The sequence below is a fragment of the Algoriphagus sp. NF genome (assembly GCF_028823735.1).
GTDB classification, from domain to species: domain Bacteria; phylum Bacteroidota; class Bacteroidia; order Cytophagales; family Cyclobacteriaceae; genus Algoriphagus; species Algoriphagus marincola.
Genome location: NZ_JAPEIB010000046.1, coordinates 1 through 20,470 on the forward strand (window position 1 = coordinate 1; position 20,470 = coordinate 20,470).

The following is a 20,470-nucleotide window of genomic DNA, read 5'->3' on the forward strand; positions in this document are numbered from 1 at the left end:
TCTTGGATATAGCTTTTATAATGATAAAAGGCATTGAGTAATTCTCCGGAGGTAATCGAAAGAGATTTTTCGAAGGCTTCAAAAGTGAAGGAATTTAATGCTTTAACTTTCTCGGAATAATAGCCTTTCAACTCTTCCAAATCCTCCCGGATCTCGGTTTCTTCTTTTTTGAATCGCTGGCCTTTTTCAGGAAAAAAAATCCTATTGAAATCTTTTTCGTTTAGGTCGAAATCCGTTGTATAAAGTCGGGCTTTTTTGGTGGAGGCATCGTAAACCCGGATTTTCACCGGATAAAATCCATTATCTTTTTTGCGCCTCGTGTCAAGGTATAAACTAACCGAAACCGGGTCTTTGGCTTTGTCTTTTTTTCGTGTCATGTCAAAGTAGCTTTCCTCAAAGATACCATTTGCACACCATTTGCACAAAAAAGGGTCAATATTTGCACAAAAATAGCATTAACAAAAACATAAAGTAAAGCTTATATAAAACTGTAAATCAATATTTTAAGGTATAAAATAGATAGTGAAAAAATAGGTATATTTCTAACTTGTAATCAGTAGGTCGCTGGTTCGATCCCGGCAAGGGGCTCTTTTAAAAGCATCTGAATTTCAGGTGCTTTTTTTATTTTTATGGTATGAGTTTTTTTGTTTTAAGCTTTTGATGCCTCACGAAATTAGAGTAGGCTTAGCAGGGGGTTAGGCAGGAAATCCTATCTTGAGTATTTAGCGACCGCACTTTTTGAAATTGCCTATTGACAAGCTATACACTTATAGCGTTGCAAAGATCAAGGTTTTCCAGCCTTTTGAGAATTGACTTAATATCCATTGCAAAAAATTGTGCTTACGAGGTTACCATTTAAAGATGTTTGATATCTTTTAATAGCTAAGAGCGGGGCATAAGGGTAATCATTTAAAATTCAAACGAAAATCCAAAACCTACCCAAGAACAATCGTAAATGTTGAGCCCTTATTCTCTTCGCTTTCTACTTCTAATCGAGCACCCATGCTTTCGGCAAATTCCTTGCAGAGTAATAATCCAATACCTGAACCCTTTTCGCCAGCTGTACCGATAGAGGGCCCCATTCCCTGTTGAAAAAGAGATGCGAGTTTCTCCTTACTCATTCCTATTCCGTTATCCGAAATATGGATATTCCCATTTCCAGTAGACTCAAAGGAAACTTTAATTTGACCATCGGGATTGGTGAATTTCAAAGAGTTCGAGACTAAATTTCGAATAATGAAATTAAGCCGATTGCTATCAGTTTGAATACTTAGGTTTTCGGGTATGGCGTTCAAAATATTTATCTTTTTCCCTTCTGCCGTTGGAATTGCAAATTGAATAGCCTCATCAACTAGTGACCTAAGATTTTTTTCTTCTAATTGGAGATTACTGGACTTCATCTGTGTTTGAGCCCATTGTAGAAGGTTTTTCAATAGTTCTTGTACAGTTTTTGTTTGTTTTGCAATTCTAGGTACTAGGCTGGCAAGTTCTTCATTGGTTAGGATTTTTTGATCCCAATATTCCAAAAGAACCTGAAGAGAGGAGAGGGGGGCTTTTACATCGTGGGACACTACAGACAATAACTTCTCCCGAATAGAATTTGCCTCTTTGAGTTCAGAATTTGCCTGACTGAGAAGCACGGACTGTTTTTCCACTTGATCATTCTTTTCTGTCAGTTGGGCCAGGGTCATATCTATCTTCTTCTTGGCAAGTTCTAATTCATTATTTTTCTTTCGTTGATAGATTCCAAGCCCTATCAATCCTACCAAAATTATCACTGCAGCAATTAGAAGTTCATTCTTCCGTTGGAGATTTAAATCTAAAAACCGCTGTTCCTCCAGGAGTCTTTGATTTTCCAATTCCTTTTTCTCCGACTCATATTGGATCAGTAAATCATCCTGAATTTTTTGTTTGCTTTCATTGAAAAGTAGTCCATCAGCTTCTATTTTTTGTTTTGCAACTTCCAATGCATTCCGATAATCTCCGGTTTCCTGATATGCATCAATAAGATAATTTGCAGTACTGGAGATCATGTAGTTTGAACCCATTCCTTCAGCAAGCTCAAAAGCACTTTTGGCATAATTTAATGCCTGATATTTATCTCCTACCTCTAGATTGAATTGAGAAAGTTGCGTTAGTACTGAAATTTGAAGCTCTGTATTACTGATTCCTTCAGAGACCTTCAAACTCCTTTTCAGATAATTCTCTGCAAGCATATATTGCTTTTCACCTTGAGCTAACTCTGAAAGCTGATTCAGTGTATGAATAAGTCCACTGACGTCATTCAAACTGGTTTTGATTTCTAGAGATTCGGAAAGGTACGCTTTGGCTGAGTCCAAATCCTCTTTTGCACCAGTTGAAATCCATTTGTCTCTATAGTAGCTTCCCAAATTATTGTATAGCAAACTCAATCCTCGCTGACTGTTGGCCATTTTAGCATATGTCAATGCCTTTTTATATCGTTCAGCCGCCTCAAAACTCTCACCGGTTCGATAGAGAATATTTCCTATGTTAAGGTGAGATTCAACTAATCCTAGCGTATCCTGTATACTTTCTCTGATTCTTAATGCATCCACATTCAGCTTCATGGAGGTTTCAAAATCAGATTTGATCAGATAAGCTACTGCTTTAATATTGATTGCATTTCCTTGCATTTTCGGTAATTCAGCCAATTCTCCAAAATAAATAGATGAATCTGCATACGAAATGGCTAAATCCTGATTCGAACCATAGTAGTGTCTAGCTAAGGAATAATAAATCGAGGCTTTCGTGCCAGGATTATCTGTTTTTTGAAGTTCCAATTTCAAGCTATCGCTTGTAGGATCAGCAGAATTGAAAATTAACAGTAGAAATAATACTAAATTTGGCATTGAATAGTATATGAAAATGATATTCGATGTATGTCTGCTCAGGTAATTTATCATACCCTAAGCATAAAGCACTAATTTTTATCTTTTAAAGATAAATAAACGATATTTTATTTATAAGTCTTATTACTAATTTTTTTGAATTTAGTTTAATACAAAAAACTGTATGTATAAGGAATATATCATTGTTTTAAATATGTTTAATACATTAGAAAAAATCATAACTATTTGAAAATCAATATTTAAAAATTTTTATTCGTGGTTTGCAAAGCCTATTAAGAAACACAATGATTTACATAAATGGTTTTAATTAGAATGAGAAAAAGTCTTGAGAACGTAACACAAAAATGGACTCACTGTCTTCAGTTGAAATATTATTATTTAGAGAATTAATTTATTATAACCATTGTAGATTCTTTCGAAGCAAATAAATCCATAATCTAATTAAGAAATTCTTTTTATATTTTTATTACTATTTAAAGAGTTAATTTACCTATTCAGGTTATAAATTTTATAAATTAATTTTAATCTAGGTGTTTTTTCAATCATTTAGATTGTTTAAATTCTGAAAAATTTAACCCTTTACATCAATGAAAAAATTATCCTCCTTATTGCTAGTCCTCCTTGTGGCTATGGGCTCACTGGTCAGCTTTTCCAGTTTTACTGCCTCTCCTGAGTATTTCGAAGGTAAGTGGGCCGTGACGGTTTACGATACCCCAGAAGGTACAGCAACTATTCCTATGCGATTTGAAACTATTGACGGCAAGACCATGGGCTATTTCGTAGAAGATGCTTCCGGTACAGAGAAGGAAATGTCTTCCGTAAGTATTACAGATGATGTTCTAACAGCTTATTTCAATATTACGGGTTATGACGTTTACTTGAGTCTAAAAAAAGTGGATGATGAAAATGCTTCAGGATCGCTGATGGACATGTTTGTGACAGAAGCGAAGAAAGTGAAATAAGTGGGAAGAAGGAAGCTGGAAGTGGAAAATTTTAATTTTTTTCCGTATCCTCCAAGGTGAAAAAACACCAAGAGCACAACGAACACAAAGCTTTTTCTTACCTATCTTTTCCTGATGCTAGGGACAATCTGGCCTTTTGTGTCCTTAGAGGTTCATCTCCTTCGTGTCCTTTGTGTTTCAAAAACTCCTCTGTGTCCTCTGTGGTGAAAAAATTAAAAAACAAGGCCTGGAAATTTTCCAGGCCTATTTTGCTTTATTTGCTGAGGGTAAACTCAGGTAGATATTTGATTTTTCCTCCATCCATAGCAGATTCATGTGCCAAAATACCCACGCAGGTTATATTGGCGGATTGTCTAGCATCCGGATAGGGAGCTCTGCCTTCTGTAAGCGCATTTAAGAACTCATCGACCAAATGAGGATGAGAACCACCATGACCAGATCCTTGAGTAAAGGATAAATGCTGATTTTCATCTGAGTCATATACTCCTTGGGTTGTGAATTTTTGAATTCCCTCGGGTAGTAAATGAGCATAATCAGGGATTTTGACCTTTTCTGGAACTTCACCGGTATGAATTACCGAGTCTTCATGTTCGATGAGTGTCCATTCGAAGGACTTTTTGGAACCGTACACATCAAAGCTTTCCCGATACTGTCTTGCTGTATTGAACAGGGAACGAGTTACTTCTGCTGCGAGATCAGAATCTTTTAGCTTAATGTGGCAAGTTTCAATAGCAAAAGGAGAACCATACTTCGGAATGAGGTTTTCGTCGATTCTGCCCGAACCCAAACAGGATACATATTCAGCCTGTCCTTTGGGCAAAGCCAAAACGGGCCCAACACAATGAGTCGCATAGTGCATGGGAGGGAGGCCTTCCCAATAGCCTGGCCATCCAGCCATTTCCTGCTGATGCGAAGCTCTAAGAAACTGAATTTTCCCCAATTCACCCTTCTCATACATTTCCTTTACAAAAAGGAATTCACGGCTGTAAATCACCGTTTCCATCATCATGTAGGTCAATCCCGTCTCTTCACAGAGTTCGACGATCTGACGGCATTCATCTACGGTAGTTGCCATCGGAACAGTACATGCTACATGTTTTCCTGCTTTCAGTGCTTTGATGGATTGTTCCGCGTGATTTTGAATGGGGGTATTAATATGAACTGCGTCGATATTTGGATCCTTTAGCAGCTCGTCATAATCTGTGTAGACTTTTTCGATGCCAAAAGCTTTCCCGATTTCTTCGGCTTTCTCTTTATTTCTTTGGCAAACTGCATACATGTTTGCCAAGGGGTGCTTCTGATAAATAGGAATAAACTCAGCACCAAATCCAAGGCCGATGATGGCAATATTGATTGGTTTTTGGCTCATAGATATGTTGTTTTGGGTTTAAAAGAATAAAATATTTTCGGATGTCAGATGACCGATGTTGATGTCACCCTGAGCGGAGTCGAAGGGTCCTCGACTCAGCTCTGACTGACATATCCTTAGTTATAAACAGCTTGATTTACTCAGCTGCCCATTTTTTCAAGAATTCAAGCCCCTCTTTGGCGAAGCCATCCTGAGATGGTACCAAAGGCTTCCAAATGCAAACCGCTCCAGCCAATTCCTTGACATTCGGTGTAAAGCTTTCGATGGAAATGGCACCTTGGTAATTGATCTTTTCCAAGCCTCGTTTCCATGCAGACCAATTTGTCTGTCCAGTACCTGGGGTTCCTCTGTAGTTTTCAGAGACTTGCACGTGGATCAATTTGTCGCCAACAGCTGCAATGGCATCTTCAATGCTTGGTTCTTCAATGCTCATATGAAAGCCATCCAAAAGGGCTTTGGCCTGAGGTTCGTTGATATCAGCGATTAATTGCTTGAGTTCAGCAGCGGTGTTAATTAGATCTGTTTCGAATCGATTCAAGGTTTCTAAGGCGATCTCCAACCCGAATTCTCCGGCTCGTTTGCTCACCTTCTGAAGATTAGTGACCGCCCGATCCCATTCCACTTTTCTTTGCTCCGGAGAGACCAAGCGCGCTTTTCCCACGGCGGAGTACATAGGACCACCCACAAAGCCTGCACCCAATTCGGAAGCAATTTCAAAGCAAGCATCTAAGTAATCGAAGCAAGTCTGATGGAATTTAGGATCCTCATGAGTCAAATCCCGGGTAGGCCCGAAAGCCCCGCAGATGATAGGTTTGAGAGCATGTTCTGCGAGCGCTTTCTTGACCCGGTCAATGTCAATCAATTCAGGATCTTCGACCGGTATTTCCACCGCATCGTAGCCGAAGGATTTGATTTTCTCAAAAAGAGAAATCGTTTCTGAATTAAAGGGTGAAGTCCAAAGCCAGGTACTTACACCAAATTTTACATCTAAAGCCATCCTTATTCCACAATCATAATTCCATTCATAATTCTCCAGTGACCCGGTACGGTACAGACAAATGGATATTCTCCTGGTTCGGTAGGAGCCACAAAAACCAGTGATTCCCGTCCTTCAGGATCGACTAATCGAGTGGCGGCTATGACTTGTGGTATTTTAGGTACATAATTTTGCTCGGCTCCTTTCGGATCTCTGGCCAAGGCATCTGCAGCTTCCCCTATAGTTTCCATTGATCCTTTTTGACCGATAACTAGATTGTGCTGCATGAAATCAGGGTTTTCAAAGTCAATAGTTACCTGTGAACCAGCCTTTACGGTAAAGGTGGTCTTGTCATATTTCATCTCATGTGGGATGACGGCTAGCTTGACAATCGAACTTCCATTGGCTGAAATGGTAGCAACCTTATCTGAATCTTCAGAGAGATCCGTTCCTGGCTTTTTCAAGGCCAAGGTAGATTTGTTGCTTATTCTTCCTGAGAACATCCAACCTCCTACATATTTTCCAACTTGATTTCTAGAATCATTTTGGCCTACACGAACTCTTCTAGGAGAAAGTTCTGCCGTGAATAGACCTTTGGTTTTGGCTTTGCCAATTTCTTCACCATTTATTTTCAAACTCATGCTTCCGTCTTCCACCAAATTGGCATCAATGATGAATTGCTCCTCAGGAAGTGGTTTTTTGGTACTGATGATTGTCAATTTTTCATCCTGTGCTACTGCAAAGTGAAGAGCATCCTCATAGATGTACAAACTGTACCCATTCGTATTGTTGCCAGAAGCTACCAAAATTCCATCCATTGGATTATTGGCTTTGGAAACGATCATTCGAATTGCAATCTCTTTTCCAGCTATGTCCGGAGGAAAGAGTATGGAGTTTCTTGAATCCAAAGGATATTGCTCGGCCACCAGGCTTCTACTGATTCGATCCGCCAGAGAGAGTTCGGTATCTCCTGAAGCCTGAACTGCAGCGGTATTATCCCGCTTGGCAAATTCGGTCGGATGGGAAAGTACTGCTGCAAACATTGCTTGAGGCAAAAATGGATCCTGACCATTTTCATCTTTTTCAGCTGTCTGAAGCAAAGTTTTAGCGGCATCCTCAGAGAAAGGCATTTCAGAAAGTGCCAGGAACGCGAACTTTCTCGTGTGCATGTCTGAGTCATCCAAAATACCGGACCCTAAGATCGCTCTCAAGCTTTCTTGATTGGATGGTAAAACACGTAATGCATTTTTACGAACAGCAGCTGATGGATGACGAAGGGCCTTTTCTACAAGCATACTTGCTTCTTTATTGCTTCCATCCAATTGGCCAAGTCCATGAAGTGTCCAAAGGGCATTGACTGCCGGAGCATTTAGACCAATTTTATCTACTGATTGGTCAGCGATTATCTTGTAAAGGTCAGGGATTACTTCGGTATTTTGCTGCTCCACAATCAGACGCTGAGCAGTCAATCTCCAAAACATATTTTCACTTTTCAGTGCTTCCATCAGCTCGGCATTACTGGCATCCCGAAGATCAAAGGTTTTGGAGTCTTCCCCTCCTTTATAACTCACACGGTAGATTCTTCCATGCTGACTATCACGAAGTGGGTTGATGTAGGCATTCCCAGCTCCATTTTCGAAGCCTCTTGGTGTTGGATTATGCTGAATAATGAAATTATACCAATCGGCAACCCAAAGAGCTCCATCTGGTCCTACTTCCGCATGAACAGGGGAGAACCATTCGTCTGAACTAGCCAAAATATTGAATCCATTCTTCTCGATATATCCAGAACCATCTGATTCGATGATGGCATTGTGTAGGACCCTACCGGTAGGTTCAGCTACAAAAGCAATTCGATTCCAGAATTTTTCCGGAAAGCTCCTTGCCGTGTAGAAATAATGTCCTGCAGCTGCCGTGTAGCCTCCATGCCAATCCACTTGACGAAGGAAAGGGGTCAGGTGAGGCATATCGTAGTGACTGTCGATTCCATGGACGGTATTGGCTGAACCTTGGAAAACGGGACGCTTCACATATTTATTTTCCATTGAAAAATACACACTGTGCTGTCCGTTTGCAGTTGAAATGAAGGTTTCGAAGTCTTCTGTGAAAGCCAAACCCCAAGTATTGTTGGAAGTATTGCCTAGGTATTCAAGGTTTTCGCCATTCGGCTTAAAGCGGTAAACACCCTGCCCAAAAGAATGCTCCACTCCGCTGACAGTACCTCTGAATCCAGAGTATCCTAGAACACCCCAAATTTTATTATCAAATCCATATTTTAGATTGGATGGTCCAGCGTGCGTATCGCTTTTTCCCCAACCGGTCATAATGACTTCCCGCACGTCTGCTACATCGTCTCCATCTGTATCTTTTAGAAAAACAAAATCAGGTGCCATGGAGATTAAAATTCCTCCATTGACAGCCATGATTGAAGTAGGAATGTTCAAATTATCAGCGAAAACGGTCACCTTATCAGCTTTTCCGTCTCCATCAGTATCTTCTAAAATTTTAATTTTGTCATTTCCTCCTTCAGTTCTTACCTCATTCGGATAATCGACTGTTTCAATTACATAAAGTCTACCACTTTCATCCCACGTCATCGACATTGGATTGATGATCATCGGTTCAGAAGCAAAAAGAGTCATTTCGAACCCAACAGGAAGCTGTACAGTTTTCATGCTTTCCTCAGGTGATAGCGGTAGCTGATAGCGCGGAGCGGGATCCTTTCGCTCATAGTTTGGAATTTCTGCATCACGGAATTCAGGCTGAGGAATTTCATAAGCTGCCAAAAGTGCATTGACCTCATCACCCACAGCCCATAAAATCCCATTTGCTACTAGCTCCTGAAATTCAGGCTGCTTCCAAGTCTCTTCATTGTGTCCATAAGCGGTATAGAAAACTCTTCCTTTTCCTTCTTCCAAGGTCCATGTATAAGGCTCCCGGTGGTCTCCATCCACTCGCTCCATTAGAACATGCATATCCGGATTGAGTTGAGAATGAACATAAGTCTCATCCCAAGTTTCGAATTCCTCAATCCCGCTCATGATGGGGTGATCCGCATCAACAATTGTAGCTGTGAAATTGCCTTCTCCATGAGATTCGAACTGGCCACCCACAGTATTGATGTACCAATCAGAGTTTCGGAAACACCAAGAAGCACTATGGATTGGAATTAAGGCTTTTCCGCTTTGTACATAGTCTTTGAGAGCATTTTCCTGATCAGAAGTGATGTCATCGTGATTAGCATAAATCATCAGGCCATCATAATTGTAAAGCATCTCCTCATTCAGATCATTGGGATCGGCAGTGTAAGTCAGGTTGATGCCTTTTTGGAACAGAGGAATTCCAAGATGCTGCATGAATTTCTCGGAATTATGATGCTCGCTTTCGTGTCCAAGCACAAGAATTTCAACTCTTCTTGGCTCTGTCATAGAGAGGAATACTTCCTTTTTGCTTTGGCTACAGCTCGCTATCAATAGAAGCAAAAGCGCAAAAAGGCTAGTTCCTATATTCTTTAGATTCATGATTATTTGGGTTTAAGCAATATCGGGAAGCTATATTCCACAATTTTGGTGAATACTTCTTCCTATTTGTTGGTATTTTCTGACTGTATTTTGCTTATTTAGGTTCCATAATGGTAAATTTGAGTCATTAAGCAGTGAGAAAGCCCTTAAAAAAGTCAAGAATTCCCGAAAACAAAGCCCTTTTGATTAAGGACTTGGTAGCCCCATATTTTGATGTCAATTGGCACTTTCATTCCGAATATCAGTTATTTACTGTTTTGAAGGGTAGGGGAACCCGTTTCGTCGGAGATAATATTCAGGCTTTTCGGGAAGGCGATATGGTCTTGACGGGGCCTAATCTTCCGCATCTATGGAGAAATGATCCAGCTTATTTTCGTAGTGAAAATCAATTGGAAACTCGCGGCGTGGTGATTTATTTCCCTGAGAATTTCCTGAATGATTCACCCTTTGTTTTTGAAGAGTTTGAGCCCATTTCTGTTTTACTGGAGCAATCGAGGTTTGGAATTGAAATAGGGGGAGAGACCAATATTCAGGTCAAAAAGCTGATGCTGGACATGCTCCAAAGTTCCGGTCCAAGCCAAGTCATTCATTTGTTGAGTATCTTGGAGACAATTGCTCATTCCAACGAAAAGCAATTGATCGCTAATCCTGGTTATATCAACTCACATAAAGAATCTGAAGAGGATCGAATGGGTAAAGTGCATGATTATGTCATGAATCATTTCCAAGGAAAAGTATCACTTGAAGATGCAGCTGACCTTGCAAATTTGTCGGTTTCAGCTTTTAGTCGCTTTTTCAAATCCCGGATGAACCGCTCTTTTTCTGATTTTTTGACCGAAGTTCGAATTGCTCATGCTTGTAAGCTGCTGCACGATACCGATTTGAATGTCAGCGAAGTAGCCTTCAGTTCAGGCTTCCATACACTCTCTAATTTCAATCGGCTTTTTCGGCAGCGAACCCAAAAAACACCCTTAGAATATCGAAAGGAATACCAGCTTCATTTTTAGGCTTTAATTTCAATATCCAACTGCCTTCCTTCTTCCTGCGCTTTCTTATCCATTCCTGCACCTATTGCCAACCCGATGGACATACCGATCGGAATACCTATTCCAAAGAAGGCCATATTTCCCAAAGTAAGCCCAAAAACCACTCCGAATGGAATCCCAAAAGTTGCCATTCCCATAGCCATCCACATGGTTTGAAAATGCCCTTTTGGAACTAGACCAAGCTCTTTTTTGACGAGGGAAAGAATCAGCGATTGGGAATTTCGGACCTGCTTTAGCAGTTCTTTATCCGAACCTGAAAAACCGTTTAACTTATCAATTTCCTGATTGATAGAATTCAAAATTTCAATCGGTATCTCTCTTTTTCTCAATTCTGACAAAAGATTCTTTAACAGAGAATAAGCAGTATTAAGTTTGCTATTCTGTTCAATTTCGGATCTTTCGATTAATTCTTTGATCTCCATCGGTCTATTTTTTCCTACTCGATTTTAATTTTGGTCATGACTTCATCAGAATAAGTAGAACTCACCGGGACGATAAATTTCCCAAGTCGCAACTGATGCTTTTCTGCAACTTTGATTTGGTTTTTATTGGCAAGGAATGAACGATGGGTTCGGATAAAGTAGGAGGGCAGCAGTCTCTCGGCTTCCTGAAGTGTCATCCGACTTTGATACTTTTCCTCACTGTTTTGAAAAATCACATAATTCCCCTGCGATTCGCAGTACAATAAGTCCGGAAAGTCTATTCGCACCTGACCTTCCTGTGTTTTGATGAAAGTCCAGGAATCATCCGTATTTCCCAAAATACGGGTTCTGGCTTTTTCACAGGCCTTCACAAAGCGGGTAAGGTTGAAAGGCTTCAAGAGATAGTCCAAAGCCTCTAAGTCAAATCCTTTTACCGCAAACTCCGAATAGGCTGTAGTAAAAATCACCTCTGTGCCAGCAGGAAGGAGTTCTACCAGATCAATTCCTGAGATATCCGGCATATTGATATCTAGAAAAACCAAAGGGATATCATGATTTTTAAGGTATTCCAGTCCCTGCATTGCATTGGTAAAGCTGGCCTGAATCTCTAAAAAAGGCACTTTCGAAGCATGGGATTTGATCACTTCTAATGCAAAACCCTCATCATCGATAGCAATAGCTTTGATCATAGATTAATGAATTTGCACTGAAAAATGTACAAAGAAATCCGAGTCATTGGATACAATATTTAATTGATGCCGGTTGGGATAAACCAAGTTGAGACGCTTTTTCACATTTTCCAAACCTATCCCTGAAGTTTCATTCGATCTTTCTGTAGACTTGACTGGATGCACACTATTGACCAAGTCGAGATGAACCGAGCCTGAGATGCATCGCAAGTTCATCCGAATCCACGATTTTTCTTTCGAAGAAATTCCATGTTTGAATGCATTCTCCACAAAAGGAATCAATAGCATGGGAGCAATCTGACCCTGACAGCCATCCGTATTGATTTGAAAATCCACATCCAGATTTTCCTGTGATCCAAAACGAAGCATCTGCAAGTCAAGGTAATTTCGGAGATAGTCTATTTCCCGAGAAAGGGAGATTTTGGGTTGCTGATTTTCATGAAGCATAAAACGCATCATATCTCCCAGCTTTTGGATACCGTCAGATGTATTTTCTGCATTTTCCATCAAGGCACTCGCATAAAGGGTGTTTAGGGCATTAAAAAGAAAGTGCGGATTGATCTGAGAGCGAAGAAAATCAAGGTTTGCCTGTCCTTGTCCTACCTCCGTGCTGAGGTTGAAAATTTTACCTGTCAGGTTTTCGTATTTCTTGAAAATCAGATTTGATAAAGGATTGATTATCAATAAAATAATTCCATTGATCAAAAATCCAATTAAAATAATTTCCTCTTGACCATTCCCGGCAGCTATTGCAAAAAACACAAAGAACACTATGACCAGCAGTAGAGCCAAATACCAATTTGCCTGCTTGTTTTTACCTGCTTTCCGCTTGCCATAGACCAGGTAATAATTGTAGAGAACCAAGGATAGCAAAACCGGGAAAATCATAATAAATAAAATCAAAACACCCTCATCGATCACAGAGGATTGTCCCAGTAATAGGAAGAAAATGAGCACAATAAAGGTCAAAATCATCCTAGCCAAATTGTAAAAATAGTAGGAAGAAACCCGGGGCGGTGTAAGCATATTCTTTAAAACCAATGCTCCTCCTTGATGGCTAATATACAAGAAGATAACCCCCAAGAAGAGTTGGAAAAGCTTCTCAAAAGATCGGTCTGAGGCTACCGTAAGGACTGTTGAAAATATGAAAGCGAGGCCAAAAGTCAGGATTCCCCAACCGATCAAAGGGCCGATTTTCCGGTTTTTCAGATAGGTTGGAATCAACTGCATATGAAAAATATAGAATACCACATAGAGCGCGGTAGGAACAAAAATACGGTCATAGGGCGAGGGGAGAGTTCCAGCCCATCGATTGGTATTCATGCTGATCAAATTGAATAGCACGATACTGACGAAAACCAAAGTGGTAATCCACCATTCGATCTGTCTAAAATCAAAACTTCTTTCCTTCATAATGCTGGGATTAAATCAAGTTTACTAGTTGATAGAGATAACAAACAAGGGCGAGCAGCAATAGAAAATAAATTCCCTTATGCCTTTTTACTTTTTCTTGGATTGGATTGCTTGCCTTCATGGACACAAGAATCGCAAATCCTGAATTAGCCATCAAAAAACTGGGATGAATAGTGGGTTTAGTGGGATGGAACGGTGGGAGGAGGGAAGTTTGGGGGTTGGGGAGTTAGGAAGAAAGGGAGTTTGGGAGATGGGAAGTTAGGGAGTTAGGAAGTAGGGAAGTTTGGGAGTAGGGAGGATGGGGAGTTGGGGAGTTGGGGAGTTAGGATGCTTGGGAGTTAAGTAGTAGGAATAGGATGTTTATCGTCATGGCAAGGAGCTGATTTCAAAATCATTGTTTATTAAAATATCAAGTTGTGACGAAGCCATCTCCTTAGGAATTAGAAAGTTTAAAGGATGCAAGGTTATTTTATCTGAGTTTGGGAAAAATCAAAAAGGATAAATCTCCAGATCGATATTCCAAAGAACGGGAAGAAGGAAATACACTAAGAGACTAACTATCAGTATGGAGAAAATATTTAGCCAAAACCCTGCTTTGACCATATCTTTCATTTGTAGAAAGCCTGATCCAAATACGACAGCGTTGGGTGGAGTAGCCACAGGAAGCATAAATGCACAACTCGCAGCTAAAGTAGCGCCCACCATTAAGCCAAATGGATGAAGATCCAGCTTGAGGGCGACAGAAGCCAAAATCGGGAGAAGCATTGAGGCTGTGGCCACATTGGATGTAACTTCCGTAAGGAAATTGACCGAAGCGATAATAATCAGCAGCAATAAGAAGAAAGAAATTCCTTCAATGAGTGTAAATCGCTGACCAATCCATTCCGCCAGTCCGGTTTCTTTGAATCCTTCTGCTAGAGCCAAACCACCTCCAAAAAGTATCAAAATACCCCAGGGAATACGTTCGGCAGTCTTCCAATCCAGAATTCTTTTAGTTTTAGTTGAATCGGGTAGGAGGAATAAGATCAATACTCCAGTGAGAACGATGATAGTATCATCGATACCTGGGATAAACTTAGCCAGAAAAAAGCTTCTTGAAATCCAGGAGAAGCAGACTAAGCCAAAGACTATCAATACATTTTTTTCTTCATAGGAGATTTTTCCAAGTTTTATAAGTTGCTCTTTTACAATATGTTTCGCGTCATTTAGCTTAAAGTTCTTGGGAAGGGGATTCGCATAAGTGACCAAATACCACCAGCAAATAAGAATTAAGAAAACAGCGAGGGGAAAGCCAAAAAGCATCCATTCATTAAAGCCAATGGTGTAATCATAAAGATCACTAACTACGGCAGCTAGAATAGTATTGGTAGGGGTACCGATCAAGGTAGCCACGCCACCAATTGATGCGCTGTAGGCGATGCCCAACATGATATTTTTACCCAAACGATCGCTGAGTTGGGATTGATCAGCTCCAAATTGCTCTTGAAACTGCTTTACAACTGCTAAGCCGATCGGAAGCATCATCAGTGAAGTTGCCGAATTGGAAATCCACATAGAAAGAAAACCGGTAGCTACTATAAATCCTAAGACAATAGTTCTTAAGTCAGTTCCAATCAATTGAATAATCGATAGGGCGATCCTCCGGTGTAAATTCCATTTTTCAATTCCTGTAGCCATTAGAAATCCGCCCATGTATAGCATCACTGTAGGATGCATGTAGTTTGATGAAACAGATTTTATAGGAAGAATTCCCAGGGTGGGCATTAGAATTAAAGGCAAGAATGCAGTAGCTGCTATAGGTAATGCTTCAGTGATCCACCAGATCGCCATCCAGCTGGCCAAAGCCAACATGGCCAAAGCTTCTTGATTTAAATCGGGAGAATTTACGCCATACAGGATGATAAAAAATGAAAGTGGACCTAGAATCAAGCCTAGACTAGTAAAAGAAATCTTCATTAGGGTGGTGGACTTAAAGACGGGGCCTAAGTTAAAAATAATTCAGAATGTGTAGGTGGAAAAAATCTTTACTTAACATAATGTAAATTATGTAACAAAAGAATAATGTCTCAAGTCTCAACCGGATCACAGTAAAACTCTTAGGAGCTTCTCAAACGCTGTGAAGTTCAAAATCTTGGCAAATTGCCTTTCAAATAGGTCAATGAGTGAGATTTTGAAATTTTGTAGTAGTCATATGAAAGAAATGACGTAGTACTCATCCTTGCTATATCAGTCATAAATGGATTACTTACCAATGATTTGAAATAAGATTATTTCATAAATAGTCGTAATCAATTTACAATTCAAGCCCAATGAAAATTTCCACCTTTTTAATTCTCGTCTGCCTTCTTATCCCTAAAATCCTCTATTCTCAAAATTCTCAAGTAGAACTGATTAATGATGATCAAGGAATAAAGCTCTTGGTTGAAGGAGAAAGTTTTATGGTCAATGGTATGAACTGGGATTATTTTCCAAGAGGCACCAATTTCGACTACAGTCTTTGGGATCAACCGGATGAATTCATCATGAAAGCTCTTGATGATGAAATGTCACTTTTAAAAAACATGGGGGTCAATTCGGTGCGAATATACATAGGTATCCCTCCAAGATGGATTACATATATCTATAAGAATTACGAAATTTATACCATGCTCAATCATGCTTTTGGTCGATATGGAATGGACCTTAATGATGGTTGGATGGAAAACACGGAATATTCTGACCCCAGAGTAAGAAGAAAATTACTGAAGGAAGTCGTAGAGATGGTAAAGGAGTACCAAGGGACAGAAGGCCTCCTACTCTACCTGCTTGGTAATGAAAACAACTATGGATTATTCTGGGAAGGCGCTGAAACAGAGGATATTCCAGAGGAGAGTGAGGAATCTATCATCCGAGCTACTGCCATGTATAAATTGTTTAATGAGGCAACTGTCGCTATGAAAAAAATTGACAGGACTGTGCCCATAGCTATTTGTAACGGTGATTTACTCTTTCTAGATATCATCAAGGAAGAGTGTCAAGACATAGATATTTTCGGAACCAATATGTACCGCGGTTCATCCTTTGGAGATGCTTTTGAGCGTGTTAAAAATGAATTAAATAAGCCCATTCTTTTTACAGAATTTGGTGCAGATGCTTTCAATGCCATTACAAAAACTGAGGATCAAAAGTCTCAAGCATTCTACATGGTTGAAAACTGGAAAGAAATCTATGAAAATGCTGCAGGCTTGGGAAAATCTGGAAATTCCCTGGGAGGATTTACATTTCAATTCAGTGATGGTTGGTGGAAAACCGGTCAAACCGTCGAACTGGATGTTCACAACAATGAAGCATCCTGGGCGAATGGTGGATACAAATTTGATTATAAAAAAGGCGAGAAAAACATGAATGAAGAGTGGTTTGGGATCACTTCTAAAGGTGAAACAAACCCAGAAGGTTACTATAAACTCTATCCAAGAGCCGCGTATTTTGCCCTGAAAAAAGCACATGAAATAAATCCCTTCTCACCAGGAATGACCCTAGAAAAAATTGAAAAACACTTTTCAGCTATTGATTTAGCCGAATCTATTCAACTAGCCAATAAAAATAGGTGAACCTCAACCAAAGTCCATGGAGTCCCGAAAAGGCAAAATGTTAGAAAGATTCATGGTATCAGGGAGAAGCAACAAAGAAATTGGCCTTATCGCTCGTTTGGTTGAGCAGATAGATCTATTTTAAAGTCTTTATTCTTAGTCTAAAAAATTTTATATGCAAAAAAGCATCAGTGAATACGAAGAAAATCAACCAATAAATCTTGAAACCAAGGTCATTGACTCCGAGGTATTTTTAAAAATTTCAAACTCTGATCAAATGCTCCCCTTCTTTATGAGCATTATCAGCCCCTATAATCATTGGTTGTTTATTGGAAGTAATGGAGGGCTTAGTGCCGGTAGAAAAGACCCCGAAAATGCACTTTTTCCTTATTACACTGATGATAAAATCCTCGAGTCATCAGAAGTAACCGGCTCGAAATCAATCATTCGTGTTCAAAAAAACAACCAAACCCATGTTTGGGAGCCATTTTCTATCCATTTCGCCAATGAGTATCGGCTGAAAAGGAATCTATACAAGAGTGTTTTTGGTAATAAAATCTTGTTTGAAGAGGAAAATCTGGATCTGGAGCTATGCTTTAGATATGAATGGACTACAAGTGATAATTACGGTTTTGTCAAGTCCAGTTCTATTTCAAATAGTGGGAAAAGCACACTTAACATATCGATCTTGGATGGGATCCAGAATATCATGCCTTATGGCGTAGGAAGTGCCCTTCAAACTATGCGAAGTAATCTGGTGGATGCCTATAAAAGGAATGAACTTGACCGAGAAAGTGGAATTGGGATTTTTGCGCTTAGCGCAATCATTGTGGACAAAGCCGAGCCAAGTGAAGCGCTTAAAGCAACTATTGCTTGGTCACTGGGCTTGGAAAATGCAAAGAGACTCCTCTCCTCTTCTCAACTAAAGTCATTTAGAGAGGGTTTTTCCATTCAGGAAGAATATGACATAAAAGCTCAAAGGGGTGCTTACTTTGTTCATTTCGATTCAGAATTGCACCCGGGTGATAGTAAAGAGTGGATGATTCTGGCTGATATCAATCAGAATGTCTCCCAAATTCGCGCACTTGCCAAAGAAATAAAAACCGAGCCGAACTTAATCAAGAAAGTTAAAGCAGATATTCGGAGTGGAACAGAAGAGCTAATTAAGCTGGATGCTGCCTCTGATGGAATACAACTTACAGCAGATTCCTTAAAAGACACCCGACATTTTGCCAATGTGATGTTTAACATTATGCGGGGTGGGATTTTTGATAAAAATTATCAAATCGAAAAGGAAGACCTAAAGAACTCAATTCAAAATGCTAACCGAGAGGTTTTCTTGAAGCAAAAAAGCAAAATTGATTCGCTTCCAGAAAAATTCTCCTTTACTCAGCTCAAAGAATTGGCAGAAAATTCTGGAAACAGCCATTTTGAGCGTCTTTGTTTGGAGTATTTACCTCTGAAATTTAGCCGACGCCACGGTGATCCAAGCCGTCCTTGGAATAATTTTTCTATCAACACCAGAAACGAAGACGGATCAAAAGTATTGGATTATGCAGGAAATTGGCGGGATATTTTTCAGAATTGGGAAGCCTTGGCCCTCGCCTATCCTGACTTCATTGAAAGCATGATCCTGAAGTTCTTAAATGCCTCTACATTTGATGGTTATAATCCATATCGAATCACAAAAAACGGAATAGACTGGGAAAGAATTGAAGCAGATGATCCCTGGTCTTACATCGGGTATTGGGGTGATCATCAGATCATTTACTTGTTGAAGTTTCTGGAATTTGCAGAGAATTATGCACCTGGTAGCTTGGTAAAATTCTTCAAGGAGGATTTTTTCGTGTATGCCAATGTCCCCTACAAAATCAAGGCTTACAATGAGATCCTGAAAAACCCTAAAGACACGATTGATTTTGATCATCAATTAGATCAGCAAATCCAAAGGCGATGGACTTCAATCGGCTCAGATGCTGCATTGCTTCAAGATCAATCTGGTGGGATTTATCAGGTAAATTTCATCGAGAAAATACTCGCGACAGTTCTTGCGAAAGTTTCCAATTTCATTCCAGAGGGAGGAATCTGGATGAATACACAAAGACCTGAATGGAACGACGCCAACAATGCGCTCGTCGGAAATGGTGTTTCCATGGTCACATTGTATTATTTGAGAAGGTTTCTGAATTTTTTCACGCAGCTATTGAAGCAAAGTACTGAGCAGGAGATTCCTGTTTCAGAAGAGCTACTGACATTTTTCCAGGAAACTTTATCTACCCTCAATTCTCATCAGCCTTTGCTTTCGGGTAGTTTTAGCGGCAAAGACCGAAAAAATGTATTGGATGCTTTGGGGTCGGCAGGGAGTGCTTTTAGAATGAAAATCTATGCTGATTCTTTTTGCGGTGTCAAAAAGAACCTTTCGATCGATGAACTTCTAGAGTTCTCAAGCATTTGCCAAAGCTATCTTGAGCATACCATTAGAGCCAATAAACGTCAGGACAACTTGTATCATGCATACAACCTGATGAGTGTCGAAAATGAAGAGGAAGTCACTATTGAATACCTCAGCGAAATGCTGGAGGGCCAGGTTGCTGCTTTAAGTTCCGGCTACTTGAGTTCGGAGGAGGCTTTGCAGACATTGGATGCACTTCGAAAAAGCAAGCTCTACCGGGCAGATCAACACAGCTATTTACTTTATCCAAATAAGGAGCTGCCTGGATTCCTGGAAAGAAACACCATACCCAAGGAGGAAATAAAGAGATCGAAACTTTTAAACAGTTTGTTGGAAAAAGGCAATAAAAAGATCCTTGAGCAGGATGTGGATGGAAACTACCATTTCAACGGTAACTTCAAAAATGCCTCTGACTTGTCCAAAGCGCTGGAAAACTTAGACCCTGCTCAGTTTGAATTAACTGAATCTGCTAAAAAAGAAATCTTGCAAATTTTTGAAAATGTCTTTAATCACAAGGCTTTCACTGGACGCTCTGGGACTTTTTATGGATATGAAGGTCTCGGATCCATCTATTGGCATATGGTTTCTAAACTTCAATTGGCCGTATGGGAATGCTGCATTAGAGCCAAAGAGGAAAAAGCTCCACAGGAGCTCCTAGATCAATTGATACGCCACTATTACGAAATTAATGAAGGTATTGGGGTGCATAAATCACCAACCGTATATGGAGCTTTTCCTACAGATCCTTATTCCCATACTCCCGCCGGAAAAGGAGCTCAACAGCCCGGAATGACGGGACAGGTCAAGGAGGATATAATCTGCCGTTTTGGAGAATTAGGAGTATTCATTCGAGAGGGTAAGTTGTCATTTAATCCATTTATGCTAAAGAAATCAGAGTTTTTGACCAAAAGTCAAACTTTGCCATATATTGATGTAAATGGGGAGAAAACTGAATTATTTATTGGTGAAAAATCGCTCTGTTTTTCCTTTTGCCAGGTGCCAATAGTCTACCAATTGGACTCCAAAGACGTCATTGAAATATCTTTTGGAAATGAATTCAAAACAGTTGCAGAGAATAGTCTGCAATTAGACGAAGAGTTGAGCCAGAAGATATTCAAACGGACCGGAGAGATCAAACAAATTCTTGTAAGGGTAAATGAAGCCTTATTTAACTAATTAGA

12 protein-coding genes and 1 pseudogene are annotated in these 20,470 nt (G+C 39.9%); 4 read left to right on the forward strand and 9 right to left on the reverse strand.

Going from position 1 to position 20,470, the window contains the following annotated elements; genetic code table 11:
- Both OU792_RS16580 and OU792_RS16585 read right to left on the reverse strand, forming a co-directional pair.
- A pseudogene (locus tag OU792_RS16580) lies at positions 1-377 on the reverse strand (tyrosine-type recombinase/integrase); the annotation flags it as partial.
- A gap of 558 nt (positions 378-935) precedes the next feature.
- Entirely contained in the window at positions 936-2,870 is a 1,935-nt protein-coding gene (locus tag OU792_RS16585) for a sensor histidine kinase (protein ID WP_166669449.1), read from the reverse strand.
- Positions 2,871-3,457: 587 nt separating this feature from the next.
- Here OU792_RS16585 and OU792_RS16590 point away from each other — a divergent pair.
- Entirely contained in the window at positions 3,458-3,832 is a 375-nt protein-coding gene (locus tag OU792_RS16590) for a hypothetical protein (RefSeq protein WP_134203162.1), read from the forward strand.
- A 253-nt stretch (positions 3,833-4,085) separates the two neighbouring features.
- Here the strand turns inward: OU792_RS16590 and OU792_RS16595 are convergent, their stop codons facing one another.
- The 3 genes from OU792_RS16595 to OU792_RS16605 all read right to left on the reverse strand — a co-directional run bounded on the left by OU792_RS16595 (position 4,086) and on the right by OU792_RS16605 (position 9,698).
- Positions 4,086-5,201: a Gfo/Idh/MocA family protein gene (locus OU792_RS16595; protein ID WP_026945592.1), complete on the reverse strand. Its 1,116-nt coding sequence runs from the start codon at positions 5,199-5,201 to the stop codon at positions 4,086-4,088.
- A 136-nt stretch (positions 5,202-5,337) separates the two neighbouring features.
- Positions 5,338-6,198: a sugar phosphate isomerase/epimerase family protein gene (locus tag OU792_RS16600; RefSeq protein WP_134203163.1), complete on the reverse strand. Its 861-nt coding sequence runs from the start codon at positions 6,196-6,198 to the stop codon at positions 5,338-5,340.
- 2 nt (positions 6,199-6,200) lie between these two features.
- Entirely contained in the window at positions 6,201-9,698 is a 3,498-nt protein-coding gene (locus OU792_RS16605; RefSeq protein ID WP_274670773.1) for a PVC-type heme-binding CxxCH protein, read from the reverse strand.
- Between the two features lie 134 nt (positions 9,699-9,832).
- Between OU792_RS16605 and OU792_RS16610 the strand changes: the two genes are divergently transcribed.
- Positions 9,833-10,705 (forward strand): AraC family transcriptional regulator, encoded by an 873-nt coding sequence (locus tag OU792_RS16610; RefSeq protein WP_274670774.1) that lies wholly within the window; start codon positions 9,833-9,835, stop codon positions 10,703-10,705.
- Here OU792_RS16610 and OU792_RS16615 read toward each other — a convergent pair.
- The 4 genes from OU792_RS16615 to OU792_RS16630 all read right to left on the reverse strand — a co-directional run bounded on the left by OU792_RS16615 (position 10,702) and on the right by OU792_RS16630 (position 15,224).
- On the reverse strand, positions 10,702-11,043 hold the full coding sequence (locus tag OU792_RS16615) for a hypothetical protein (RefSeq protein WP_274670775.1): 342 nt from the start codon (positions 11,041-11,043) through the stop codon (positions 10,702-10,704). The two genes, OU792_RS16610 and OU792_RS16615, sit on opposite strands and share 4 nt — an antisense overlap.
- A 137-nt stretch (positions 11,044-11,180) precedes the next feature.
- Positions 11,181-11,855, reverse strand: coding sequence for a LytR/AlgR family response regulator transcription factor (locus tag OU792_RS16620; RefSeq protein WP_100626928.1), 675 nt, complete (start codon positions 11,853-11,855; stop codon positions 11,181-11,183).
- Between the two features lie 3 nt (positions 11,856-11,858).
- Positions 11,859-13,268 carry a histidine kinase gene (locus OU792_RS16625; protein WP_026945598.1) on the reverse strand — a complete coding sequence of 470 codons (1,410 nt, stop codon included), beginning with the start codon at positions 13,266-13,268 and terminating at the stop codon, positions 11,859-11,861.
- 489 nt (positions 13,269-13,757) lie between these two features.
- Positions 13,758-15,224 carry an SLC13 family permease gene (locus OU792_RS16630; protein ID WP_274670776.1) on the reverse strand — a complete coding sequence of 489 codons (1,467 nt, stop codon included), beginning with the start codon at positions 15,222-15,224 and terminating at the stop codon, positions 13,758-13,760.
- A gap of 353 nt (positions 15,225-15,577) precedes the next feature.
- Here OU792_RS16630 and OU792_RS16635 point away from each other — a divergent pair, with 353 nt between their 5' ends.
- Positions 15,578-16,858: a glycoside hydrolase family 2 TIM barrel-domain containing protein gene (locus tag OU792_RS16635; protein ID WP_134203169.1), complete on the forward strand. Its 1,281-nt coding sequence runs from the start codon at positions 15,578-15,580 to the stop codon at positions 16,856-16,858.
- A 154-nt stretch (positions 16,859-17,012) separates the two neighbouring features.
- Positions 17,013-20,465 (forward strand): hypothetical protein, encoded by a 3,453-nt coding sequence (locus OU792_RS16640; RefSeq protein WP_134203170.1) that lies wholly within the window; start codon positions 17,013-17,015, stop codon positions 20,463-20,465.
- Positions 20,466-20,470: the final 5 nt, after the last annotated feature.